22 protein-coding genes and 1 riboswitch are annotated in these 24,397 nt (G+C 30.9%); of the genes, 4 read left to right on the top strand and 18 right to left on the bottom strand.

Annotation, left to right across the window (positions count from 1 at the left end; genetic code table 11):
- Positions 1–31: 31 nt before the first annotated feature.
- The 5 genes from ASC41_RS12800 to ASC41_RS12780 form a co-directional block, all read right to left on the bottom strand.
- Positions 32–3,343 carry a VIT domain-containing protein gene (locus ASC41_RS12800; protein ID WP_083477209.1) on the bottom strand — a complete coding sequence of 1,104 codons (3,312 nt, stop codon included), beginning with the start codon at positions 3,341–3,343 and terminating at the stop codon, positions 32–34.
- 164 nt (positions 3,344–3,507) lie between these two features.
- Positions 3,508–5,145 carry a carboxypeptidase-like regulatory domain-containing protein gene (locus tag ASC41_RS12795; RefSeq protein ID WP_055437035.1) on the bottom strand — a complete coding sequence of 546 codons (1,638 nt, stop codon included), beginning with the start codon at positions 5,143–5,145 and terminating at the stop codon, positions 3,508–3,510.
- Positions 5,146–5,241: 96 nt separating this feature from the next.
- Entirely contained in the window at positions 5,242–6,303 is a 1,062-nt protein-coding gene (locus ASC41_RS12790; RefSeq protein WP_055437034.1) for an AMP-binding protein, read from the bottom strand.
- 3 nt (positions 6,304–6,306) lie between these two features.
- Positions 6,307–7,263, bottom strand: a complete 957-nt coding sequence (locus ASC41_RS12785; protein ID WP_055437033.1) for a CPBP family intramembrane glutamic endopeptidase — start codon at positions 7,261–7,263, stop codon at positions 6,307–6,309.
- A gap of 3 nt (positions 7,264–7,266) precedes the next feature.
- On the bottom strand, positions 7,267–8,301 hold the full coding sequence (locus tag ASC41_RS12780; RefSeq protein ID WP_055437032.1) for an o-succinylbenzoate synthase: 1,035 nt from the start codon (positions 8,299–8,301) through the stop codon (positions 7,267–7,269).
- A gap of 60 nt (positions 8,302–8,361) precedes the next feature.
- Here ASC41_RS12780 and ASC41_RS12775 point away from each other — a divergent pair, with 60 nt between their 5' ends.
- On the top strand, positions 8,362–9,255 hold the full coding sequence (locus ASC41_RS12775) for a sterol desaturase family protein (RefSeq protein WP_055437031.1): 894 nt from the start codon (positions 8,362–8,364) through the stop codon (positions 9,253–9,255).
- Here the strand turns inward: ASC41_RS12775 and menA are convergent.
- Together menA and ASC41_RS12765 are read right to left on the bottom strand one after the other, a co-directional pair.
- Positions 9,247–10,149 carry a 1,4-dihydroxy-2-naphthoate octaprenyltransferase gene (gene menA, locus ASC41_RS12770; protein WP_055437030.1) on the bottom strand — a complete coding sequence of 301 codons (903 nt, stop codon included), beginning with the start codon at positions 10,147–10,149 and terminating at the stop codon, positions 9,247–9,249. The genes ASC41_RS12775 and menA overlap by 9 nt on opposite strands.
- 9 nt (positions 10,150–10,158) lie before the next feature.
- Positions 10,159–10,998 carry a 1,4-dihydroxy-2-naphthoyl-CoA synthase gene (locus ASC41_RS12765; RefSeq protein ID WP_055437029.1) on the bottom strand — a complete coding sequence of 280 codons (840 nt, stop codon included), beginning with the start codon at positions 10,996–10,998 and terminating at the stop codon, positions 10,159–10,161.
- Between the two features lie 295 nt (positions 10,999–11,293).
- Between ASC41_RS12765 and ASC41_RS12760 the strand changes: the two genes are divergently transcribed.
- Positions 11,294–11,719, top strand: coding sequence for a hypothetical protein (locus tag ASC41_RS12760; protein ID WP_055437028.1), 426 nt, complete (start codon positions 11,294–11,296; stop codon positions 11,717–11,719).
- 156 nt (positions 11,720–11,875) lie between these two features.
- Here ASC41_RS12760 and ASC41_RS12755 read toward each other — a convergent pair whose 3' ends face one another.
- The 5 genes from ASC41_RS12755 to ASC41_RS12735 all read right to left on the bottom strand — a co-directional run bounded on the left by ASC41_RS12755 (position 11,876) and on the right by ASC41_RS12735 (position 16,624).
- Positions 11,876–12,706 carry a CvfB family protein gene (locus ASC41_RS12755; protein WP_055437027.1) on the bottom strand — a complete coding sequence of 277 codons (831 nt, stop codon included), beginning with the start codon at positions 12,704–12,706 and terminating at the stop codon, positions 11,876–11,878.
- A 140-nt stretch (positions 12,707–12,846) separates the two neighbouring features.
- Entirely contained in the window at positions 12,847–13,188 is a 342-nt protein-coding gene (locus tag ASC41_RS12750; protein ID WP_055437026.1) for a DUF2853 family protein, read from the bottom strand.
- 118 nt (positions 13,189–13,306) lie between these two features.
- Complete coding sequence (gene menD / locus ASC41_RS12745) at positions 13,307–15,025, bottom strand: 2-succinyl-5-enolpyruvyl-6-hydroxy-3-cyclohexene-1-carboxylic-acid synthase (RefSeq protein WP_055437025.1); 1,719 nt, start codon at positions 15,023–15,025, stop codon at positions 13,307–13,309.
- A 39-nt stretch (positions 15,026–15,064) separates the two neighbouring features.
- Complete coding sequence (locus ASC41_RS12740; RefSeq protein WP_055437024.1) at positions 15,065–16,195, bottom strand: chorismate-binding protein; 1,131 nt, start codon at positions 16,193–16,195, stop codon at positions 15,065–15,067.
- Positions 16,196–16,198: 3 nt separating this feature from the next.
- A complete protein-coding gene (locus ASC41_RS12735) occupies positions 16,199–16,624 on the bottom strand; it encodes a PaaI family thioesterase (protein WP_055437023.1) in 426 nt (141 codons plus the stop codon).
- Positions 16,625–16,671: 47 nt separating this feature from the next.
- On the opposite strand from ASC41_RS12735, the gene ASC41_RS12730 reads away from it, so the two are divergent.
- A complete protein-coding gene (locus ASC41_RS12730; protein ID WP_055437022.1) occupies positions 16,672–17,304 on the top strand; it encodes an alpha/beta hydrolase in 633 nt (210 codons plus the stop codon).
- A 395-nt stretch (positions 17,305–17,699) separates the two neighbouring features.
- Here ASC41_RS12730 and ASC41_RS12725 read toward each other — a convergent pair whose 3' ends face one another.
- From ASC41_RS12725 to dnaK, 6 genes are all read right to left on the bottom strand, one after another.
- The gene (locus ASC41_RS12725; RefSeq protein ID WP_055437021.1) at positions 17,700–18,281 is read right to left on the bottom strand and encodes a Crp/Fnr family transcriptional regulator; all 582 of its coding nucleotides are present in this window, start codon (positions 18,279–18,281) and stop codon (positions 17,700–17,702) included.
- Positions 18,282–18,944: a 3,4-dihydroxy-2-butanone-4-phosphate synthase gene (gene ribB, locus ASC41_RS12720; RefSeq protein ID WP_055437020.1), complete on the bottom strand. Its 663-nt coding sequence runs from the start codon at positions 18,942–18,944 to the stop codon at positions 18,282–18,284.
- Positions 18,945–19,075: 131 nt separating this feature from the next.
- Positions 19,076–19,597: a PAS domain-containing protein gene (locus tag ASC41_RS12715; protein ID WP_055437019.1), complete on the bottom strand. Its 522-nt coding sequence runs from the start codon at positions 19,595–19,597 to the stop codon at positions 19,076–19,078.
- A gap of 87 nt (positions 19,598–19,684) precedes the next feature.
- Positions 19,685–19,814: riboswitch (cobalamin riboswitch) on the bottom strand.
- A 123-nt stretch (positions 19,815–19,937) separates the two neighbouring features.
- Positions 19,938–20,525, bottom strand: coding sequence for a peroxiredoxin-like family protein (locus ASC41_RS12710; protein WP_241489670.1), 588 nt, complete (start codon positions 20,523–20,525; stop codon positions 19,938–19,940).
- 145 nt (positions 20,526–20,670) lie between these two features.
- Positions 20,671–21,618 carry an NAD(P)H-dependent flavin oxidoreductase gene (locus tag ASC41_RS12705; protein ID WP_055437017.1) on the bottom strand — a complete coding sequence of 316 codons (948 nt, stop codon included), beginning with the start codon at positions 21,616–21,618 and terminating at the stop codon, positions 20,671–20,673.
- Positions 21,619–21,768: 150 nt separating this feature from the next.
- Positions 21,769–23,715 (bottom strand): molecular chaperone DnaK, encoded by a 1,947-nt coding sequence (gene dnaK, locus ASC41_RS12700; protein WP_262494970.1) that lies wholly within the window; start codon positions 23,713–23,715, stop codon positions 21,769–21,771.
- A 149-nt stretch (positions 23,716–23,864) separates the two neighbouring features.
- Here dnaK and ASC41_RS12695 point away from each other — a divergent pair, with 149 nt between their 5' ends.
- Positions 23,865–24,350, top strand: coding sequence for a hypothetical protein (locus ASC41_RS12695; RefSeq protein ID WP_055437015.1), 486 nt, complete (start codon positions 23,865–23,867; stop codon positions 24,348–24,350).
- Positions 24,351–24,397: the final 47 nt, after the last annotated feature.

Here is a 24,397-nt window from a genome sequence, read left to right as displayed (position 1 = left end):
TTGAGCTTCAGGTTTTTTTATGAATATATATTTAAACTTCAATTTTAGCAACAATTTGGTTGCTTTTAGACTTAGACAGTCTTACAACTTTAATCTCTTTTGTTTCGTTAGATTCTCCAAAATTTCTAAAAATAGTAACTTTCATAAATGTAGGGTTTTCTGTTTTTTGATATCGATCTCCAAAATAATTTACCTTCACAAAATAGAATCCTTCTTTTGCCTTTTTTATAGTAAACTCTTCCGGACCAAAACCTTGAGTCATATCTTTTGATATCTCTCCTCCTATTTGTGTTTTTACATTTTTATAAGAACATTCTTCAAGATTTGGGTCTATAATGTGTAAATCGATATCAGTATCGTTATGATTCCAGTCTATAACAACTCTTACATCAAAATTTGTTTTAATTTTATTGAAACTCTCAAGTGATTCTTTATTGACTTTAGAAGCATTTTGAATTAGTTTATTAATTTCATTTTTAGAGATAGTTTCTATGCCTTCAAATTTTCTTCTTCCTACATTTTTATAAACAGCTCCACTTACTATTTTATTTAACAAGTCGAACGCTTTTTGGTTTTCTCCAATTTCTTGATAGGCTAATGCCAAATCTCTATACGACTGAGAATCTTCTGGACGCAATTTTAAAACTTGATCAAAAATAAAGCTTGCTAATTTATAATTATTTATGGCTTCTAGTTTATAAGCAAAAACGCGAAGTAATTCATAATTATCAAAATCTATTTCTGCTATATTACTCAATATTCTTTGACTATATGTTTTGTTTTTATATTTTGTAAAGAAATCATAAACATCTATATAATAAGCAGGAACGTTACTATAATCATCTCTTTGCTCTAAATATATTTTATAAGCTTGTTCTACATTTTTTGCTTTAGAAAGTGCTTTAATATATTCTGCAGTATTGGTTTGAACTTTTACTTTTAAACAGCCTTTATAAGCTGGTTTTACAATTTCACTATTATTAGTGACACTTCTAAAAGATCTATTTCTTTGATTTGGAGTTGTGTCAACTATAATTACACCATTAACAGCTTGAGAACCATAAAGAGCAGCTCCATTTGCTCCTTTAATAATGTTTACTGTTCTAATTGTATCTGGATTTAAAATACTTAATGCTTGAGTACTAGAAACAACACCATCAATAACAATTAGTGCTTCATTTTTACCAAAAAATGAACGATTTCCACGTAAAATAATTCTTTTCTTACTATTTACACCATTATTATCTTGAGTAATCTGCAATCCACTTACCTTTCCTTGCAAACTACTAATAACATCGGGATTGCTTGCTTCTTTTAATTGTTTAGCTGTAACTATTTGTTGAGAACTAGTAATTTCATTGGGTTTTCTATTAATTCCTAGTGCAGTAATTACAACTTCGTCTAAATTATTGTTTTCAGGAATACTAAAGCTAATATTAGAGGAGTTAGTAACATCAACTTCTGAAGTACTACCAACATAAGAGAATACTAAAGTGTTACCAGTTGTTGCTGTAATAGTGTAATTACCGTCAAAATCTGTAATCGCTCCATTAGACGTTCCTTTTACAAGAACATTAACACCTGGAAGTGGTAAACCATCTTGATCTGTAATTGTTCCAAAAACAGTTCCATTAACGTTTGCAGATGCGGTAGATAGTGAAACATCAACTTCCTTGTTTTCAATATTAATTCCAGAAACAATTTTCTTGTTTTTATTCCTATCTATAATAGTATTGTATTCTGCAAATAACTCTTCGGGAGGTGTTATTTTATACTTCACATAATCCCAAACCGTTTCCAATACTATTAAGGAGGTGTGATTACTTATTACATTGTATCGTTTACTGTGTGAAATGATTTCAGTTTTATTTTCTTCATTTTTTAGTTCAAGCATTTTCAATTTTTGCTGAGCCCAAATACGTTTTACTAGCTTATTCTCTACATCATTTACTATTGTAACTTCCTCCTTTTTAATAATCTCATTTCCATATCCAAAATTTAAAATAATGACATCATTTACCTTAAAACCCTTACCAGTAATTGAAAAATCGTTTGAAACCGTTCTTGGTTGATTAGGATAAAATTCTATATTTTTATTGTTACTTGAAACTCCCAAAAATTTATACGCTTGATATTTTATTTCATCTATAGCATCATTAACATTCGTGTTTTTTAAGTTTATATATTTTCCGTTTGTAGCTTCTGAAATAGAGTTTAGTTTTACATGATTGGCTTTAATAATACTATTGACAACATAAATAGGCTGATTAATATTTGCTGAAAATTCACTTAAATTTCGCATCCCATCCGAAAACAAAAGGACTTCGTCTGTAGTAATAGTATTAAATAAATCTTGATAAGATGTTCCTCCATCGTAAATAGAATTAGCAAGTTCCATCTTTAAATCCGACCAATTTCCATCTTCAATTCTAAAAGTGTTTTCTTTAATAATAGTATTACTAAAGCTTACTAATTTCACTTTTACATTTTCTAAATATTTTAGATAATCGTTTAGAAAAGAAATTTCTTTCTCTAAATCTCTATTTTGCATTGATAAAGATACGTCCCAAAATAAGGTAATTGATTTTGACTTTTTACGTGTTCTCTTCTCTGAATTTAGCTTTTTATAGACATAGAAAAAGTCTTCGTTTACAATAGTTTTATTACTAACCTCTTGCGGTATTTTTATGGTTAATGTATGACTTGGTGTATAGTTTTCTTTTTCAAATTTCGCAGTGTAGTTTTTATTTACATTATTAAACTTAAAATTTTCTAGATTACCTTCGTTTATTGAAGGTTCTAATTTTTGATCGAACACATTCATAGTAAAACTAAAATGATCCAAATTCTTTTTAAAGCTTAATGGCAACTGAAAATAATGTGCCTTTTCATTCAATATTAATTCTTGTTCATAAGCCAAAACTATACGCTTATATTTTTTGGAAAAAATGGGATATATACGTGCTTTGTAGTTGTTTCCTGTACCTTTTTCTAATAAAATAGGATCTACACCACGTCTTACCACAGCTTCAAAAGCAACACGTCCTTGTTCTTTTTCTACAACAACAGCTTCTCTAAGATTTCCGTTTACATCTAATGCTAATCTAGAGACATTTTGGTCTTCACCAAGTGGGAAACTTAATTCGCCTTCTAATACCCTATTTGTTGGGTTATAGAAAAGCATATCGTAAGTAGTGGTTGCAATATTACCAACCACTTCTACTTTTATGTCTAGTGATGTTATTCCTAATTTATCTTCTCCAACTTTTATAGATGGCATATCTTGTGCTTGTATTTTTACTATTGCAAAGCAGATAAAGAGTAGTTTGAATATGTTTTTCATAATCTTTGGTTTTTAAGTTTAGAGTAAAACTATAACCAAAGTCTATATAATAAAATCAAGAATGAGTGAACGCATCGTTTTAATGAGTGAATGTTACTTTTTTAGTTTTGAGCAAAAAAAAAGAAACGCTTTTGCGTTTCTTTTTAATAAGTAAATAATGGTACTTAGATCGTTATTTTAGAGATTATACCTTTTTTAAAAGATTTATCTAATTTTACAAATTTCACTTCCTTAGTTTGTGTTGATTTACCAAAGTCTTTAAAAATAACAAGTTTTACAAAGATTGTTTTATCTTTAATTTCATTATTACCTAAGTACTTTAAACCTATTAAATAATCACCTTTACGTGCATTTATAATAGTGTACTCTTCTGGACCAAAAGCATCGTTAACATTTACTAACTCTCCTCCTAACTCTGTGTTTGGATTCTCTTTAGAGGCTACTTCAGACGAAGGATCTATTACTTGTAAGTTAATATTAGCGTTTTCTTTGTTCCAACTTGCTAATATTCTAATATCGAATGTTGTATTTATTTTATGGTGAGATTCTAAACTTGAAGCATCAATATTTTTTGATGTTTGTAGAATTCCATTTATTTCGTTTTTAACAATGCCATTTATTTTAGACGCTCCTTCAGTTAGCTGAAGTAAATCTTCAAACAAATTAAATGCACGTTGCGTTTTTCCATTATCTGCATAAATTTGAGCCAAATCAATAAAAGACTGAGCATCTCTAGATTTTAATAACAATAAGCGTTTGTATATAGAACTAGCAAAATCGTATTCTTTCTCTCTCTGCAATATCATACCTAAACCTTTTAAGGTCTCATGATTATCGATATTAGAAATTACTATATCATTTAAAACTTTCTTACTAATCTCTTTATTTTTTGCTTCAGAAAAATAACGGTAAACATCTACAAAGAAAGAACTATTATCTTTATAGTTTTCCTTTTCAATTTTATATAATTCGTATGCTTTTTCTAGTGTTGCTTCATCTTCTAAGTCTTCAATATAAGATGGCTTACTGTTTATATTCTTAATTTTTAAACTACCTCTATAAGTTTCACGTTTTGGCTTATTAGATTTAGTTTTATTTAGAGTGCTACCTCCAGATATTTTAGTTTTTACAATTATTACACCATTTCCTCCTTGAGATCCATAAAGCCCGGCACCTGCAGCTCCTTTAACAACGTTAACCTTCTCAATTGTACTTGGGTCTATAGTTTCTAAATAAGAATAATTAGTAACAGCACCATCTACAACTATTAATGCTGTATCATTTCCTGCCCCTAAAGATCGCGTTCCTCTTAATATTATACCTGTTCCATCTGTCTTAAGTACTAATCCACTAACTCTTCCTGACAGCGCATTAAAAATATTGGTATATCTAACTTCATTTAATTCGGTATTGTCAATTTCTTTATAACTATAAGCTATCCCTTCTTTTTTACGCTCTATACCTAATGCGGTTAGCACTACTTGTTCTTTTGCTAGAGGAGCTACTTCTAAATGTAAATTAATTGGTTTAGCATTTAATATTTTAACATGCTGTGTTTTGTAATTAGTAAAAGAAAAAATTAATGTTTCTCCTATAGAAGCTTTTAAAGAGTAGTTTCCATATAAGTTTGTCTGAGCACCTTCAGTTGTTCCTTCAATATTAATTGATACTCCAGGAAAAGGATTACCATCTTCGTCAAGTACTATACCGTTAATAATTTCTTTTTCTTGGGATATTTGGTTTTGAGCAAAACTTTGTGAGGTCAAGCAAACAATTAAAAATAGTCTAAAAATAGCTTTCATATATATCTGTTTATTTGGTTATTTGTTTAATATAAATCGTTTTATCAATTCAAGTATTAAACACTCGAAACTATTTTTATTCTAAGAAAGAGATGGTTACGCTTTTTCTATTCGTTTTAAAGTTTCGTTACGTTTAATTTTTCCTGATTCAGTTAAAGTGAACTGGTTAATGTAGTATACGTTTTTTGGTTTAGAATACGATTTTAAAGTATTAAATATTGAATTATCTATTTCAATATTTTCACCTTCTACAACAAGTATTACACGTTCACCTAATATAGTATCCTTTTCTGATGCAATAAAAAACTTTGCATTAATTTTACCACTTAATATGTTTTCTACTTGCTCTGGAAACACTTTTATTCCTCCAGAATTAATAATAGAATCTGCTCTACCTATCCACTCGAATTCAGTTTTAGACTGAAGCTTAACCACATCATTTGTAATTATTATAGTATCTGAAACAAATGGAGCATTAATAATTAAACAGTCTCTATCGTCTTGCTTAATTTCTATATTTGGTAAGGTTTTAAAACTATTGTTTTTAGTAATACCGTTTAATTGCTTAACAGCTATATGAGAAACAGTCTCTGTCATACCATAAGTCTCAAAAATATTAGCTTTAAGTTCTTGTAATTTAGCATTTAATGCTGATGATACTTTTGCACCTCCAACAATAACTGTTTTAATAGATTTTAATTTATCTAAATTTTTTTCAAGTTGTAAAGGTACCATTGCTGTAAAATGGTATTGTTTTTCTAAATCTATTTTGAGGTTAGATTTTGGTTCGATACTATCAATCTCAAGCCCTAAAACTAATGCACGAACTAGCATCATTTTTCCAGCTATATAATGAGCTGGCAAGCATAAAAGGGCTTTACTACTTGGTTGTAATTTAAAGTATTCTCCCGTTGCAATAGCACTATTTACCATTGCTTGTTTTTTTATAACAATTGTTTTTGGAACTCCTGTAGATCCAGACGTTTTAAGAGCTATTGTATTAGAGTTATCTTGCCATAGTAGTAGAAAATCGCCAATATCTTTATTATAAGATAACTTACTTTCAATTAATTTTAAAGCAAAATCTTTTAAAGCAATAAAACTATAATGCTCTCCATTGTACTTAAAACACTTATTAACGATATCGAAACCTGGCATGTATTAATCTATTATTTTATAGTTCTCTTTTGCTGGTTCCACAACTTTTCCTGTAAGTTTTTCTTTCCAGTTAGTCCATTTATAAACACGACTAAAAATGAATAGCAGTATTGGAAAAATAATAAAAACCGGAAGTATTAAATTTGCAAAACCAGCTTCTGGCTCTGCCGTATCTTTAAAAATAGAATGCGTTTGTAAAGCAGTCCAATTTGCAGTAACTAATAAAGCGGTAAAAAGGTTATTGGCTGCATGAAAACCTAAAGCCAGCTCCATTCCTTCGTCCATTAATGTTATAATACCAAGAAACAAACCTGTTCCTATATAATAAACCATAATAGAATAACCCAACTTATCTACTTCTGGATTTGCAATATGCAATAAGCCAAAAATAACTGATGTTATAATTAATGGGACCCATTTATTTTTAGCCACAACTCCTATACCTTGCATTAAATAACCTCTAAATAAGTACTCTTCGAAACTTGTTTGAAAAGGAATTAAAATAATGGCAATAACTGCCAATATAAGAAACCTATTAAGTTCAAAATTATCTAAATAACTCTCTGGAGATAAAAAGTAATCTAAAAGTGTCATTCCAGAAGATACTATTCCCCAAAAGAAAAAAGCAAACCAAATACGTTTCCAATCAATCTTTTTTCTAGCTGTAGTTAAGCTTCTAATACTTTGCTTATGTAGTAATTTTACAATAATTAATAAGAATATTAGACCACCAGCAAATGGTAGTAAAACAAAAACAAGGTTAATATTAGAGTCGAATAAAGACATTAAGTAATTAACATCGTCTAGCCTTGTTAAATCAACAGTGCCTTCCATTCTTTTCATAAAAATACCAACAAAATGTGGTATCGAAAAGACACCTACACCAATAAAAGCGACAATGAGACCTAAAACGTATCTCCACCAATCGTGTAAATTTTTAAATGTTTGAGCTATATACATATTCTATAAATTAAAATTCCAATTTCTATTGTTATTGTACTGTAATGTACCATTTTTCACTTCTAAAGGCGATTGAATGTTGTTAGTAAACAAACCTCCTGTGCCCAAGCCTTGCGGCATACTATTTTGTTTTAAATAAGTGTATTGTGCAATAGCACTAAGCCCAATATTGCTTTCTAATGCACTTGTAATCCACCAACCACTATTTTGTTTTTCAGCTAAAGCAATCCATTCGTCTGTGCTTTTAAAACCGCCAATAAAACTAGGCTTTAATATAATATATTGTGGCTTTATGGTTTGTAATAATTCTATTTTATTCTCAGTAGAAAACACACCTATTAGTTCTTCGTCTAAAGCAATAGGCAAAGGTGTTAGTTCACACAATTTAGCCATTTCTTTAAATTGATTAGCCTTAATTGGTTGCTCTATAGAATGTATACTAAAATCACTTAATCGCTTCAGTTTTTCTAAGGCACTATCGGTACTAAATGCTCCATTAGCATCTACACGAAGTTCTATATCGCTTTCGCTGAAATGTGTTCTAATCCCTTTTAGTAAGCTTAATTCTGTATTAAAATCTATGGCACCTATTTTTAATTTAATACACTTAAAACCAGCTTCAATTTTATCTTGAATTTGCTGTTTCATAAATGTTTCATTTCCCATCCAAATTAATCCATTTATAGAAATTGAATCTTCGTTTTTGGTGAATTTTGATGGAAATAATTCGAAATCATCATTGGCTTCAAAAGACATAAAAGCCATTTCTAAACCTATTTGAATACTAGGGAATTCTATATTTTTTTCTAACAGGAAGATTAAACCTTTGTCTATATTCTCGCAAGTATATTTAAGTTGTGCTTCGTAATTTGGTCTATCATCTACAGATAAACCTCTAAGAATACCACATTCTCCAATACCACGTTTTCCTTCCGAAGATAATATTATAAACCACGTTTCTTTAGTTTTTAAAACACCTCGTGATGTACCACTTGGTTGTTTAAAATTAAGGATGTGTTTTTTGTAAATTGCTTTCATAAATCTTATCAAAAATACTCAAAAATAATTGTAACTTGTGTGTAATTATCCCCTAAACTAATGAGCACTTTTCCATATATAATTTTATTTGCTATTCCTTTTTTCGTAATCTCTATTGCTTTAGAAGTTTATGTTATTATTAAACAATATAAAAAGTACGATTATAAAGATGCTATAACTTCAATTTCTATGGGAAGTGGTAATGTTTTACTCACCTTTTTTAGTAAAGCTATAGTACTTTTTTGCTTTTTGTATATCTATAATAATTTTAGATTATTTACTATCCCAATGGTTTGGTGGAGCTTTATTTTACTACTATTTCTAGACGACTTCTGTTACTATTGGTTTCATAGAATATCTCACGAATGTAGATTGTTTTGGGCCTCACATGTGGTGCATCATTCTTCTAAAAAATACAATCTAAGTACCGCTTTAAGACAAACGTGGTCTGGTGGATTTTATACTTTTATCTTTTGGATAGTACTACCATTTTTAGGTTTTCATCCTGGAATGATACTTTTACAAATGTCTGTTAGTTTAATATATCAATTTTGGATACATACAGAAACTATAAACAAGCTGCCTAAATGGTTTGAAGCTATATTTAACACACCTTCTCATCATCGTGTCCATCATGGTAGTAATCCTATTTATCTCGATAGAAACCATGCAGGAATTTTTATTATTTGGGATCGACTATTTGGCACTTTTCAAGCTGAACTAGATTCTGAAAAGGTACAATATGGATTAACAGCCAATATAAATACAAACAACCCAATTAAAATAGCGTTTCAAGAATGGATAGCCATGTTAAAAGATGCATCTATGAAAAAAGTATCTTTTATTAACCGACTAAAATACCTTGTAAAACCTCCTGGTTGGAAACATGATGGTAGCGGAGTTAATTCAAACGATCTTAAAAAAGAATGGCTAGAAAAACAAGTCTTAAAATAAGTGACCAACACCTAAAAGCACTGCCAATAGTACTGTTGATAGTGCTAGTTTTTTTAATTCAGGATCAAAATCTTTTAAATTCGTAATTGCATTAACACGTTTTAAATGTAATACTAAAGGTATGTATGCTATAAAAAATATTAAATTAAAAGGAGAGACATAATATAAAATCCCAAAAACAAGAGATGCCACCATTGCTCCAATAATTAAAAAGTTATGGTATTTTTTCGCCTTTTCTTTACCTAATTTTACTGCAGTTGTTATTTTGTTACTTTTAAAATCGTTTTCTATGTCTCGCATATTATTTAAATTTAAAACACCTGCACTTAGTAAGCCTAGCGCAATAGCAGGCAAAATAGTAACGTGATCTAATTGTTTAGCAAACAACACGTAACAACCTATAACACTAACGATTCCAAAAAATAAAAACACATAAACATCGCCTAAACCTCTATAGCCATAAGCTTTGTTTCCCATTGTATATTTTATAGCAGATCTTACAGCAAATGCTGCAATAACAAAAAACAGAAGTGCTAGTAATAAATGTTTAGATCCAAAAGCTGAATAAATTAAGCCAATGGTTAATACTATGCAAATAAGAATATTCAATCTTATAGCATAAAACATTTCGCCTGGCGTAATACCACCACTTTGTATGGCACGTTCTGGTCCTATTCTATCATCGTTATCTGTGCCTTTTTCGGCATCACCATAATCGTTTGCTAGATTAGATAGTATTTGGTAACTAATAGTTGCTGCAATGGCCAATAAAAAAATTTGCCAACTAAATACGCCATTATATTCTGCAAGACAGCCAGCAACTATAATTCCTGAAATTGAAAGCGGTAATGTTCTTAATCTAATTGCAGATAACCAAATTGAAATATTTTTCATTAATTTATTTTATGGAATCCACTGCTTTGGGAAATTAGGTTTTCTTTTTTCTAAAAAAGCGTCTCTTCCTTCTTTAGCTTCATCCGTCATGTAAGCCAAACGTGTTGCTTCTCCAGCAAATACTTGCTGTCCAACCATACCATCATCAGTTAAATTCATTGCGAATTTAAGCATCTTAATAGATGTAGGAGATTTTTCTAATATTTCTTGTGCCCATTGGTAAGCTGTAGATTCTAATTCGTCGTGCGGAATTACTGCATTTACCATTCCCATTTCATAAGCCTCTTGAGCAGAATAATTACGACCTAAAAAGAAAATTTCTCTAGCTTTTTTCTGACCAACCATTTTTGCAAGATATGCAGATCCATATCCACCATCAAAACTAGTAACATCGGCATCTGTTTGCTTAAAAATAGCGTGTTCTTTACTTGCTAAAGTTAAATCACAAACCACATGTAAACTATGCCCTCCACCTACTGCCCAACCTGGAACGACAGCTATTACAGCTTTAGGCATAAAACGAATTAAACGCTGGACTTCTAATATATTTAATCTATGGTAACCATCTTCACCTACGTAACCTTTATGTCCTCTGGCTTTTTGGTCTCCACCAGAACAAAAAGAATAGATACCATCTTTAGTTGATGGACCTTCTGCTGATAGTAAAACTACTCCAATATTAATATCTTCTTGTGCATCGTAAAATGCATCATAAAGTTCTTTTGTTGTTTTTGGTCGAAACGCATTTCTAACGTTTGGTCTATTAAAGGCTATTCTTGCAACACCACCACTTTTATTATAAGTAATATCTTCATAATCTTTAACCTTAACCCATTTTATCTCGCTCATATTATTTCTTAATTTTTCAGATTTTAAAAATACATAATTTCGGTTATTGTAGTCCTTATTTTTTCAATTATTCTTCAATAAACTAATCGGTTTTATCTATTTAAACTATTAAATCAATGTTTATTAGAGAGTTACAAATCGATTGTTTTGTAGGTAAAAACTTATAGATAAATATTTTTAATCGTCCAAAAAACACCTTTTGTCGTAAAACGATTTAATAATATTTAAAAAAATGCAAATAAATGAGTTCGCAATACCTTTACAGTGTTATTAATCCACATACAAACCCTTATAAATGAGAACAATTAACTCTCCGCTTTATCAAAAAGTACTAGAAACACATCATTTAACCATTGGTGATTTTTATTTTTTAGAAAACTTTTTAATCGCCGAAATAAATGAAGGCATCCATCTAGATTCAACAAACACTAGGACACTTTTAAAAATTGTAAACTCCTTTTTTAAGAATCGTAATTTTGGACATATTATAAATAGAGTAAACAAATATTCAGTTTCTCCATTAGACTATGCTAGTTATTGCAAAAAGCTTAATAATGTAGTGTCTTTTAGTTCTATTACATACGATAATCATTTCGATAATATGAATGTAACAATAGAGAATCACTTTTTACACAAACCTTTTCATGTTGCAAAAAATATTGAAGAGTCATTTCTGTGGTCTGAAAATAAAATAAAAAAAACGCTTACTATTAGCGCCTAGTGATAACATATAATTATATATGAATCAACTATATATAACAATGCACTTAAACAATAAATTTAATGACTAACATAAATTCCCTTTATTTATCATTAACAAAAAAGCTACTATAAATATAGTAGCTTTTTAATTTTATTGAAAAGTAAAATTGACAAATTAAACCAAACGAATACCATCTTTTTCGATAGTAATTTGCTTTTGCTTGTAAAGTGCACCAATCGCTTTTTTAAAGTTTTTCTTACTCATTTCTAAAGTTTCTTTAATAGCTTCTGGTGAAGATTTATCGTATAATGGTAAATATCCAGAATTGTCTTCAAGGATGTCTAAAATCTTTTTAGCATTAGGCTCTATGTTTCTAAAACCGACTTGACCTAAAGCAATATCTAACTTATTACCTGGTCTAATTTTTTTAACAATACCTTTTAAGCGATCTCCAATACTTAATTCTTGAAAAATACTATCCTTGTAAATTAAGCCCATATGTTGCTTATTTACAATAACATTCATTCCAAAATCACTTGGGTGCGATACTATTAGCTCTACTTCTTCAAATTCTGCAACCGTTAGTATTTCATTATCTAAAAATCTATTGGTTTTACTTGTTGCTACTAGTCTTTCGCTTTTTTCATCTAAATAGCAATGTACTAAGTACCACCCTCCTTTTTTCATTGGGAAAGCTTGCTCCTTAAACGGGCAAAATAATTCTTTTACCATTCCCCAATCAAGGAAAGCACCATAATCGTTTACGGCATTACAGCGTAAAACCGCAAAATCACCTTTTGTAATATGTGGCTCGTCCGTTACTGCAACTAAACGCTCATCATTATCTAAATAGATAAAAACTTCTACATCATCACCTACTTTAAAAACGTCTTCAACGTAACGATTAGGTAATAAAACCTCATTACCATCTTCATCTGACAAGAACATACCCGGTTCGGTTTCTCTTATTATTTCTAAAGTATTATATTCTCCTATATTTATCATGCGGCAAAAATACTAATATTAAAATTCAAAAATGATTTTTTTTTATATTTTGAAAGCAATTTTAAACACTTTAAAAAAAATCACAAAAAAAAGCGTTGTAAACTAAATTACAACGCTTTATATATGTTAAAAAAGGTATTCTATTTGTAAACAGATTCTTTCTTAAAGTGTCTTGCTAATAAATAATAAACAACTGCTCTATATTTATTTCTGTTAGACTTACCATATTTCTCCATTACAGAAGCAATAGCTTTATCTAACTCTGCACTATCCTCTAAGCCTAATTTTTTAATTAAAAAATTATTTTTAACTGTAGCTAATTCTTTATCATCTGAACCAGAAACCGTTGCAGCATCTTTATTATAAATAGATGGCCCGCAACCTATTGTTACTTTAGTTAAAAAATCCATATCTGGAGTTTCACCTATTTTGTCTTTTAAATCAGCAGCATATTTTGCGATTAGATCATCTCTTTTACTCATAATTATAGTTTTAAGTGGTTTAATTCTTCTTAAATATACAATTTTTTTAAACCAATAAAATAACTGACTTAATAAATTATAGCTATAATATCGATAAACGGATAAAACTACCGATTAATTACTTAATTTGTGCAAAATACTTCAATAGCGTCTCATCGTTCAATTCGCTTGGAGTAAATATTTCAAGTAACTTAGGCTTAGTACCTTCAATATAAAACTGATCTAAACCTGAAACTAATTCAAGTTCGTTAGAAGCCGTTCTATATTCAAAACCATACATGGCACAAAGCTGCTTGGCTGTTAAGTTGTGCTTTGTTTCAAAGTAAGTATCATAATTTAAGGTGTTTTTATGTCCAGGTAAAATCCTGAAGATCCCTCCTCCTGCATTATTAACAACAATTACTCTAAAGTTATTGGGTATATAATTATTCCAAAACGCATTGCTATCGTACAAGAAACTTAAATCTCCAGTAATAAATGTGGTTTGTAATTTAGAAGCCGTTGCTGCACCAATAGCTGTACTAGTACTGCCATCTATACCGCTAGTTCCTCTGTTACAAAAAACTTCAATGGATGTTTTTAAATCGAAAAGCTGCGTGTATCTTATTGTAGAGCTATTTCCGACTTGTAATTGTGAATTACTAGGCAATGTATTTAATAAAACTTCAAAAGCTTTAAAATCACTAAAAGGGATTGTTTTTAAATACGCTTCGTGCTTTTTTCTTCTGCTATTAAAAGCAGTAAGCCAAAAGCTGTTGTAATCACTTTCTACAGTGTTTGTTTGAAATAAAAATTGAGAAAAGAATGCATTAACAGACATTTTAAATACTTTATTTAAAGCAAAAAAGGTATCGTTAGCATGCTGCTCTCCAATATGCCAATGCTGTTTCAAATTACAATCTCTTAAGAATTTTTTAATTTTTTTAGAAACTACAAGACCTCCAAAAGTTAAAAGTATCTCTGGTTTTAATAGCTCTAGTTCCTCCGTATTTAAAGCAGCTATTAATTTATCTATACCTGGAATAAAACGCTTGTTATGGATATTAGAAGTTGTTTCGGTAAGTACTAAAACACTTTCATCTTGAGCTAAAACATCTAAATATTGCTGTTCTACAGTATTTGGCTGGTTTACACCGACCAATACTAATTTACGCTTGGCAGTATTCCAAAGGTTAATAAAAGTAGATAAATCTTCCGTTATGGTTTCTTTTGTGCTTAAAGGAGTCACTGTTGGTTTGACAACTAATGCTTCAACAATATCATACAAAGGCTCGTTAAAAGGTATATTAATATGTACAGGTCCTTTTTCTGAAACCGATATGTTAATTGCCTTATTTATTTCTTCTTCATTAAAATCTTGTACACTCTTTTGCAAATCTAAATACTTCGCTTTTTCACTTGCTTCAAGTTTATTTACTTCATCTATATCTTGCTTTAAATTAGCAGAATACAAAATATGGTTTTTATAAACATCTTCTTGATTTATAGTTTGTCCGTCGCCAATACCAATTAAATGTTTTGGTCTATCTGCACTTAAAACTACTAAAGGAATATTACTAAAAAAAGCTTCTGCAACAGCAGGATAATAATTTAAAAGTGCACTGCCCGAAGTACAAACAACAGCTACTGGCTCTTGAATTTGCTGTGCAATTCCCATAGCAAAAAACGCAGCACAGCGCTCGTCTACAATACTATAACATTTAAAAAAGGGATCGTGAGTAAAACCTATTGTTAAAGGTGCATTTCTACTACCTGGAGATAATACTATATGTTGTATATTCTTAGCTTTACAAAGCTGAACAACGGTTTGAGCGAGTGGTATTTTTGGGTGCTTCATCTGTGGTGTAAAAATACAAAATCACACTTTTAATCCGAATTAAAACAACACCTTTTTCATGGTTTGTGTTTTATTCACCGTTTCTTGCCATTCATTTTCAGCAATCGAGTCTTTTGTTATACCGCCACCAACATAAATACTCGCTTTTACATCTGTTAATTGCATACAACGTAGGTTTACATATAAATTAGAAATCGTTTTTACGGCGCTGTACGCATTATTCTCTACGTTTCTACGGTTGGTGTTTCGAGTGGTTTTTTCTTTAATGTTTAGTTCGCCTAAATAACCTGTGTAAAACTCACGATTATAGTTTTCGTTGTTTAAAATAAATTGCTTTGCAGTTGTTTTTGGTAAGCCACAAACCGCAGGCGTTGGATGTAAAACAGTTACAACCTCTTTTAAATTTGAAGTTAGCAGTCCAGATACTCTAGTTTTTAAATGTAGTAAGCTACCTGCTTTTATCGTTTCTACTTTTGCTACACTCAAATTAGTGACTGAAGCCTCTAAACTTTCGACTAAAAAATCTGTAACCAATTGTTGCTCTTCACTTTCTTTGGCTTCCCATTTTGGGTTGGCATCTCCTTTAAATTCTTGAGTACCTGCCAAAGCCATTGTTGTAAACCTGTTTCCGGTGACGCTTAATAAAGTTTCTGGTGTTGCACCTAGCCACAACCCTATTTTGGGATGGTACCAACAATACACAAATGCTGTTTTATATTGTGATAATAAGCGTTTAAAAAGCTGAATGGGATTACTTTCTAAAAGTACCACTTCTTCCTTTCGTGAAATTACTACTTTCTTAAAAGTGTTCTCTTTTATCGTGTCTATAGCTTTTGAAACTAAAGCGATATGAAACGTTTTAGCGTTGTTTAAATCGGCTTCACTTTCGTTTGACTTCAATGTATCTTCAGCTTCTCGATTGTCTTCAGTAACACTAAAACTTGTTTCTAAACTATCGGATTGCTCGGTAGGAATTAATACCGTTTCCTTGTTTGAATCGAAAGGCGAAAAAATGAATCCGCTTTCGGTTAAATTTTCAGAAGTATACACTATATCATTTTCTTGAAACACTCCTTTAACAAACGAAGTATTGGGTTTAGAATACAATACAAATGGTAAAGCATCGTCAAAATGATTTTGGGTACTCTCGAAAAAATCTGATGATTGCATTTATTACTTCTTTTTTGGTAACGAGATTGTAGACAATCTACAAATAGAAACTAAATTATCGGCTTCGTCTGTTACTCTAATATCTAATAATTGTGTAGTCCTCCCTTTGTGTAAAAAAGTCGCTTTTGCATAAACATAACCGTCTTTTACGCTCTTTAAATGATTTGCTGTAATCTCTAAACCGCGTACAAACATATTCTCTGTGTCTGTAAATATATGCGAGGCAAAACTACCTACACTTTCTGCCAAAGCCGCTGTTGCTCCACCATGTAATACGCCATCTGGTTGGTGTACTCTTGGTGTTACTGGCATTCTGGCTACAAGAAAATTATCGCCAAAATCGACCATTTCAATGTTTAAAGTTTCCATTAAAGTATCTTTACTAGAAGCGTTTGCTTTTGCTAGCATTTCTGTTTTAGAAATATTCATCTATTTACTGTATTTTTATAACCTCAAAAATACGAAACATAGCAAGAATGCAATCTACCCAAAAGGAAATATTTTACACTACCAACAAACCTTATTCTACTTTAAACACTTTAACAGATAAAACCAAGAATGTATGGTTTGTATGCCATGGTTTGGGTTATTTAAGCAAATATTTTATAAGATATTTTAAAGGTTTAAATGCCGAAGAAAATTACATTATTTCTCCTCAAGCGCCTAGTTTATATTATCAAGACGGTTTTAAACATGTTGGTGCCTGCTGGTTAACTAAAGAAAACACACAAGTTGAAACCCAAAATATTGTCAATTATTTTGATTCTATTTTAGCCGAAGAACAAATTCCTGAAGACAAAAATATTATTGTTTTAGGCTATTCTCAAGGTGTTAGTGTAGCGACACGTTATATTAAAAATAGACAGTTACCATGTTCTCAACTTATATTGCATTCTGGAGGTTTACCAAAAGAATTAGTAGCCGAAGATTTTAAACTATTAAAAGCAAAAGTGTCTTTGGTTTATGGGACTGAAGATGAATATTTAGATGCAAAACGTATTGCCCATGAAACTGAACGTGCCCGTGAATTGTTTGGAAAAGATGTGAGTATTATTCCTTTTGAAGGTAAACACGTGGTTAATGTGGATATTATTAATGGATTGGTATGATGGATTGGTTGGATTTAGGACGTTTCGTTTAATGTTTCGTTGATATAAAATCGTTTCAATGTTTTATATCATACGTTAAACGAAGTTGGACTATTTTTTTGACAAAGTCAAGCATTCGGTTTTAGTACTTTTTATATTAAAATCAAGTTGAATTTAATTTTCCTTTTCCTAAAAAACATAGTTGTCTCAACATTAAAACGAGTTAGTCTTATTACACTTTGTAAATATATATCACTGCTAATGATATAGATTTTATGAGAAAGATTGTTAGTAATAATTTGTTACTAATCTTTTCCGAATTTGGTTTTGGAGTAACCTATAAATTCTAATAAAATAGTCTTAGGAATAATATCTTTTTCATATTTAATAAGTCTAATTTTAATATGTTTTTTATTTTACTGCTGCAACTTAGATTTTATTCTACTTAAAGTTTCTTGAGAGATATTAATATAAGAAGCAACTATTTTATTTGGTAGGCGTCTAACAATATTAGGGTTTATTTTAAACAACTGCTGATACCTTTCGGATGCATCGAGAGTGGTAAATGATATTAGTCTTTTACTACTATTAACGTAGGCTTTTTCTAAATAGATGTTATAAAAATCTTTCCATTTAGGAATCGTTTTTATGAGAGTTCTAAAGTCATCATGAGTAATATATAGCAACTCACTCTTTTCTATAACTTGAATATTTTCTTGTGCAGGCTCGTTAGTTATAAAGCTAACAAGTTCTGTCGCAAACTGATTTTCGAATGCTATGTAACGTGTAATATCCTTGCCCTCTTCATCTATATAAAAAATCCTTAGACACCCTTTTTTAACGAAATAACTAACCTGACTGTTCTTTCCATTTGAAAGTAAAATTTCATTTTTACTTTTTTTAATGGGTTTAAAATAAGACAAGACGACTTTTAAGTCTTCATCCTCAATATCAATATTCTTTTTTATGAAATTTGTGAGTTCAATGTATTGCTCCATTTATTTATAGTCTCTTACAAATTTACGGTAATGAATAATATCTTGTATTGATAACGCCATTAAATTATGCTCTTCTGTAAATTCTATAATAGTATCCATTTTTGCCATTGTACCGTCGTCGTTCATTAACTCGCAGAGTACAGCTTCTGGTTTTAAGCCTGCTAGTTTCATTAAATCTACACTTCCTTCTGTATGCCCATCTCTTTCCAATACACCGTTATTTTTAGCTCTTAAAGGAAATATATGCCCTGGTTTTGCCAAGTCGCTGCTTACGGCATTTTCGTTGCTAGCTACTTGTATTGTTTTTAATCTGTCTTTTGCTGAGACTCCCGTAGTTACACCTTCCTTTGCTTCTATAGAAATAGTAAAAGGCGTTTGAAAACTACTCGTGTTTTCCTTTACCATGTATGGTAAATTAAGTGAATCTGCTTTTTCATTGGTTAAACAAAGACAAACAATACCACTACACTTTCTTATCATGAGTGCCATGTTACTATTAGTCATATTATGTGCAGAGAATATTAAATCGCCTTCGTTTTCTCTGTTTTCGTCGTCCATTAAAATAACTCCTCTTCCATTTTGAAGGTGTTTTAATGCTTTTTCTACACGTTCCTGACTATCGTTACCAAAAAGTGTTAATGTATTTAATTCTGTAAGTACCATTATTAGTTTTTATTGTTATTTGAAAACACAAAACTAATGGTCTCTTAAATCAATTTGTTTGACGTAGGTCAATAAATGTGATGTTTTTAAATTTTATAATTAGTTTAACAGAAAACTAAGCACTAATTGGTTTAGTATTCTAATACAGAACTATTACTTTTTATATAAACTTCTTTTTCTAAAGCTAGTAAATGACAAAGCTTTCCATCTTTATCTTTTAACGGAAACATCTCTATTTCACAGCGATACATTTCTCCACTTTTCTTATAGTTTATTATGGTTTCCTTAAATGGTAATTGATTGTTAATATTTTGTCTTATTCTATTTAAAGTCTCTTTTGAAGTCTTTTCACCTTGTAAAAATTTTGGAGATTTACCTTTGGTGAAATTTACCGGATAGCCCGTCATCTCTTTAAAACCAACATTAACCCATTCTATTTCTTGATTACTATTAGTTAAAACTATAGCATCGAAATTTACTTTATTTAATTGTTCTTCTATATTAAAAGTCCAATTGTATTTATCTTGAAACTCTTTTAATGCAGCTATATCGGAGTTTCTTTTAAAATCCTCTGCTTGCTTTTGAAGAAACATAGAATAGATGTCCCAGCATTTTAATGGTCCTCGAAGTGTTGTTTTTAACATTGGTTTCATTTTTAATTGCTTTTTAAATGAAACACTAATAGTGAAGAATAACTACATTCTTAAAAACTATTAAAAGGCTTCAAATCGCGAAAGCATTATTATTAATTAGTAAAGGCAAGTAATCTGGCTTATAATAATTTATATTATTAATTACAGTTGCGCGACAGCTTGTGATTTTAACACAATTCCTTTTAACGTTTAAACGACCTTTTACAATACAAGGATAATACTTAATAAATGAACTTACAATGTCTTGATATTATTTAACAAAAAAGCCCTTGAAGATTTCAAGGGCTCTATTTTTTTTTAAGCTGTTTTAATTAAATTACTTTATAAAGACAATATAGCTTTATTCAGTCAGTTTTTTCAAAGCCTCAATAATCTCATCTGGTTCTGAACGCGTTCTATAATCAACATTAACATAATTCCACTTAACTAGTCCGTCACGTCCCAAAATAAACGTAGCTGGAATAGGCAATATAGCGCCGTTACCATTATTAATTTTATCTAAATCAAGATTTCGATCTACTCGCATATGTTCCATCAAAAACTCAGGTACTTCCCAAGCTACACCATATTGCGAAGCAACTTTCGCATCTTGATCTGACAATACTATAAATTCCATTTCATTAATCTCACTTTTTGACAAAGATCCATCTGGTACTTGTGGGCTAATGGCAACTAATGTTGCACCTAACGCATGAATTTCGCTTAATTTACCTTGTAACGCTCTAAGTTGTAAGTTACAATAAGGACACCAGTCACCACGATAAAATGTAATAACAACAGGTCCTTTTTCTAGTAAAGTATCTAGCGACACTAATTTCCCTTCAGGATTAGGCAACTTGAAACTTGGAGCTTTATACCCAATTTTGATAGCATCATCTCCTTTTTCGAAAGCTTTTGCTTTTGCAATAATATCATCGACACCTTTCATGAAGTCTGGTTTTGCTTTTCTTCCAGCTGCAATTTTAGCGTCCGTTTGTTCTTTTAAAGTATCCATTCTTTTTTTTATAAAATTAGCGAAAAGTTAAAATATTAGATAGTCTATATTCTAAAAAAAACGTTATAATAAACAGGATTTAGTTAACCAACTTAGCAATGATATCCTTTATAGGTAAAATGGATTTTGTGTATTCGATACTTGGTCCCGCTACCCAAACAGTTTTATAAGTGGCTGTTTTAGCTGCATTTTCTGTAGCTTTCATTCCTATTGAAAAACGAATCATTTTAACCCATTTTTTTAAGCTCTTATTTTTATTTAAAACAGATTCTAACCAAGATTCTTTAGTACCAATCTTTTGTACATAAGGCGTGTTAATTACCGTACACGGTGTACCAGAGATACGCTGTGTCATTATAATATCTTTTGCTCCATAATCTACACAAGCTTGCTTATACTCGTCTGTTACTCCTGCTTCTATAGATGCTATAAACGGACTCCCAACGCTAACGCCTTCTGCTCCGTAGCTTATCATTTTATCAATATCTGCTTTACAACCTACTCCTCCTGCTGAAATTACTGGAATACTTAAAGCTTTACTTAATTGGTTTGTTAATTCTTCTGGAGACAGATTACCTCTATGGCCTCCAGCTTCATTATTTACAGCAATGGCAGCATCTGCTCCTAATTGTTCTACTTTTTGTGCAAAACGTAAATCGGTAACATCGCAAAATACTTTTATACCGGCTTTGTGTGCTTGCTTAATCGTTTCTTCTGGGCTTCCTAAAGACGTAATTATAAAATCGCAACCTTCTTCGCAAATTACCTCTAACTGACCTTTGTACTTAAGGTTAGATTTATTTACAATTAAATTAAATCCAAATGAACCGCCTTCAACTTTATTCGCTTTAAGCTCCTTTAAAACAGCTCTTAACTCATCTAAAGTTCTATAATTAAGCGCAGGAATGCATCCTGCTATACCTCCTTTCATGGCTTCTGTTACCATAGCAACATTTGAAACCAAAAACATTGGTGCTTGAATTATTGGATACTTTATATTTAAAAGTTGAGTTAATTTAGTTTGCATAATCTTTTATTTATTTAAACAAATATAATCAATAATTTATTATGCATGCATAATTCTTTTTAATATGAAGCATAAAAAAAACGCAACCAAATTAATGGTTGCGTTTTTAATATTTATGGATTCCGCATCAAGTACGGAATGACAAAAAGATTATTTAACTTCTTCGAAGTCTACATCTTCTACATTGTCACTTTCTGCTTGAGCTGGTTCTCCTGCTCCTGCATCTGGTCCAGCTGCTCCACCTTGAGCATCTGCTTGTGCTTTGTACATTTCTTCGCTAGCTACTTTCCAAACTTCGTTAAGTTTGTCTAAAGCTGGCTCAATAACTGCTACATCTCTAGTTTCGTATGCTACTTTTAATTCTGCTAAAGCTTCTTCAATTGGTGCTTTCTTATCATCAGATAATTTATCACCAAATTCTTTTAATTGATTTTCTGTTTGGAAAATCATAGAATCTGCTTCGTTTAATTTCTTAGCGTTTTCTGCTGCTTTAGCATCTGCTTCTGCATTTGCTTCAGCATCAGCTTTCATTGCTTTAATTTCTTCTTCAGTTAAACCAGAAGACGCTTCGATACGGATATCTTGAGTCTTGTTAGTTGCTTTATCTGTAGCAGAAACTTTAATGATTCCGTTTGCATCGATATCGAAAGTTACTTCAATTTGAGGTACTCCTCTTTGTGCTGGTGGAATATCACTTAAGTGAAAACGTCCAATTGTTTTGTTATCTGCAGCCATAGCTCTTTCACCTTGTAATACGTGGATTTCCACTGAAGGTTGGTTGTCTGCTGCTGTAGAGAATACTTGAGATTTTTTAGTAGGAATCGTAGTATTTGCTTCAATAAGTTTCGTCATTACGTTACCCATTGTTTCGATACCTAATGATAAAGGTGTTACATCTAAAAGTAATACATCTTTAACATCTCCAGATAAAACTCCACCTTGAATTGCTGCTCCTAAAGAAACAACTTCATCAGGATTTACTCCTTTAGAAGGTGCTTTTCCAAAGAACTTTTCTACTGCTTGTTGTACTGCTGGGATACGTGTAGATCCACCAACTAAAATTACTTCGTCGATATCACTTTTAGATAATCCTGCTGCTTTTAAAGCTGTTGCACAAGGCTCTATTGTTCTTTTTACTAAATCGTCAATTAACTGCTCGAATTTAGAACGTGTTAATGTACGTACTAAGTGTTTTGGTCCAGATGCAGTTGCAGTAATATAAGGTAAGTTAATTTCTGTTTGCTCTGAAGCAGATAACTCAATCTTAGCTTTTTCTGCAGCTTCTTTTAAACGTTGTAAAGACATTGGATCTTTACGTAAGTCCATAGACTCTTCAGCGTTAAACTCATCAGCTAACCAATCAATAAGTTTTTGATCTACGTCATCACCACCTAAGTGCGTATCACCATCTGTAGATAAAACTTCAAATACACCATCTCCTAATTCTAAGATAGATACATCATGCGTTCCACCACCAAAATCGAAAACAACGATTTTTTGATCTGTTCCTTTTTTGTCCATACCATAAGCTAAAGCTGCTGCTGTTGGCTCGTTGATAATACGACGTACTTTTAATCCTGCAATTTCACCAGCTTCTTTAGTTGCTTGACGTTGTGCATCGTTAAAATATGCTGGTACAGTAATTACTGCTTCAGATACTGAAGCACCTAAGTAATCTTCAGCTGTTTTTTTCATTTTCTGTAATACCATTGCAGATAATTCTTGTGGCGTATATAAACGACCATCAATATCAACACGTGGTGTGTCATTATCTCCTTTTACTACTTTGTAAGGTACACGTTCTGCTTCTTTTTTAGACTCAGAATACTTGTTACCCATAAAACGTTTAACCGAATAAACTGTTTTTGTTGGGTTAGTTACTGCTTGTCTTTTTGCTGGATCTCCAACTTTAATTTCTCCTCCTTCTACAAAGGCAATTACAGATGGTGTTGTTCTTTTACCTTCTGCATTAGGGATAACTACTGGCTCGTTACCTTCCATTACAGAAACGCAAGAGTTGGTAGTTCCTAAATCGATTCCAATAATCTTACTCATATCTTTATTTGTTTTATGTTTTCCGCTTAATGCGAAATAAATTATATTAATTATTTACGATTGCATAAAGACAATGATTATGCCATTAGAAAAAATGTGACATGATGTCATATTTTATTATTCATAAATTATATCTATTTGGCACTACTTTGGTACTAGTTTTGTTATATTTATTAAAAAAACTAAATATTATGAAACGTATATTATCGGTAATTACTGTACTTACTTTATTATTAACGTCTTGCGAAGGCCCAGAAGGACCTAGAGGTTTCGATGGTGCTATTATAGCTTCTTCTGCTTTTGAAATTGAATTAGACCTTAACCAAACTAACAATTATGAATACTTTGAAGCTTATGGTTTTCAAGTGTTACCAACAGACGTTACGTTAGTCTATATATTATGGGAAACAGTAAACGGACAAGATGTTTGGAGACTTATGCCACAAACGGTTCAGTTTGATGATGGTGATTTGGTTTATAACTACGACTTTACACAAACCGATGTTAGATTTTTTCTAGACGGCACAACAGATTTTTCTCTTTTAGATAGTTCATACACGCAAAACCAAGTATTTAGAGTTGTCGTTGTACCTGCCGATAATGTTGGTAAAGCTTCTAACACTAATTTAGAGGCTGTTATGACACGTTATAGTATTAAAGAGTTTACTAAACGCTAATATACTAGTCATTAATATAATAAAAAAAAACAGCTTTAATTACTGAA

Source organism: Lacinutrix algicola, assembly GCF_001418085.1.
GTDB lineage: Bacteria > Bacteroidota > Bacteroidia > Flavobacteriales > Flavobacteriaceae > Lacinutrix > Lacinutrix algicola.
The sequence above is the reverse complement of the archived record's forward strand: the minus strand, read 5'-3'. Positions and strand labels throughout refer to the sequence as shown.

Coding starts and splice junctions, on each gene's coding strand:
- ASC41_RS12695 (WP_055437015.1), top strand. CDS start 23,865: ATGAAACGTATATTATCGGTAATTACTGTACTTACTTTATTATTAACG.
- ASC41_RS12735 (WP_055437023.1), bottom strand. CDS start 16,624: ATGAATATTTCTAAAACAGAAATGCTAGCAAAAGCAAACGCTTCTAGT.
- ASC41_RS12795 (WP_055437035.1), bottom strand. CDS start 5,145: ATGAAAGCTATTTTTAGACTATTTTTAATTGTTTGCTTGACCTCACAA.
- ASC41_RS12715 (WP_055437019.1), bottom strand. CDS start 19,597: ATGAAACCAATGTTAAAAACAACACTTCGAGGACCATTAAAATGCTGG.
- ASC41_RS12785 (WP_055437033.1), bottom strand. CDS start 7,263: ATGTATATAGCTCAAACATTTAAAAATTTACACGATTGGTGGAGATAC.
- ASC41_RS12705 (WP_055437017.1), bottom strand. CDS start 21,618: ATGCAAACTAAATTAACTCAACTTTTAAATATAAAGTATCCAATAATT.
- ASC41_RS12800 (WP_083477209.1), bottom strand. CDS start 3,343: ATGAAAAACATATTCAAACTACTCTTTATCTGCTTTGCAATAGTAAAA.
- ASC41_RS12740 (WP_055437024.1), bottom strand. CDS start 16,195: ATGCAATCATCAGATTTTTTCGAGAGTACCCAAAATCATTTTGACGAT.
- ASC41_RS12725 (WP_055437021.1), bottom strand. CDS start 18,281: ATGGAGCAATACATTGAACTCACAAATTTCATAAAAAAGAATATTGAT.
- ASC41_RS12780 (WP_055437032.1), bottom strand. CDS start 8,301: ATGAAAGCAATTTACAAAAAACACATCCTTAATTTTAAACAACCAAGT.
- ASC41_RS12765 (WP_055437029.1), bottom strand. CDS start 10,998: ATGAGCGAGATAAAATGGGTTAAGGTTAAAGATTATGAAGATATTACT.
- menA (WP_055437030.1), bottom strand. CDS start 10,149: ATGAAAAATATTTCAATTTGGTTATCTGCAATTAGATTAAGAACATTA.
- ASC41_RS12760 (WP_055437028.1), top strand. CDS start 11,294: ATGAGAACAATTAACTCTCCGCTTTATCAAAAAGTACTAGAAACACAT.
- ASC41_RS12750 (WP_055437026.1), bottom strand. CDS start 13,188: ATGAGTAAAAGAGATGATCTAATCGCAAAATATGCTGCTGATTTAAAA.
- ASC41_RS12790 (WP_055437034.1), bottom strand. CDS start 6,303: ATGCCAGGTTTCGATATCGTTAATAAGTGTTTTAAGTACAATGGAGAG.
- ASC41_RS12730 (WP_055437022.1), top strand. CDS start 16,672: ATGCAATCTACCCAAAAGGAAATATTTTACACTACCAACAAACCTTAT.
- ASC41_RS12755 (WP_055437027.1), bottom strand. CDS start 12,706: ATGATAAATATAGGAGAATATAATACTTTAGAAATAATAAGAGAAACC.
- ASC41_RS12710 (WP_241489670.1), bottom strand. CDS start 20,525: ATGAAAGGTGTCGATGATATTATTGCAAAAGCAAAAGCTTTCGAAAAA.
- ribB (WP_055437020.1), bottom strand. CDS start 18,944: ATGGTACTTACAGAATTAAATACATTAACACTTTTTGGTAACGATAGT.
- ASC41_RS12775 (WP_055437031.1), top strand. CDS start 8,362: ATGAGCACTTTTCCATATATAATTTTATTTGCTATTCCTTTTTTCGTA.
- menD (WP_055437025.1), bottom strand. CDS start 15,025: ATGAAGCACCCAAAAATACCACTCGCTCAAACCGTTGTTCAGCTTTGT.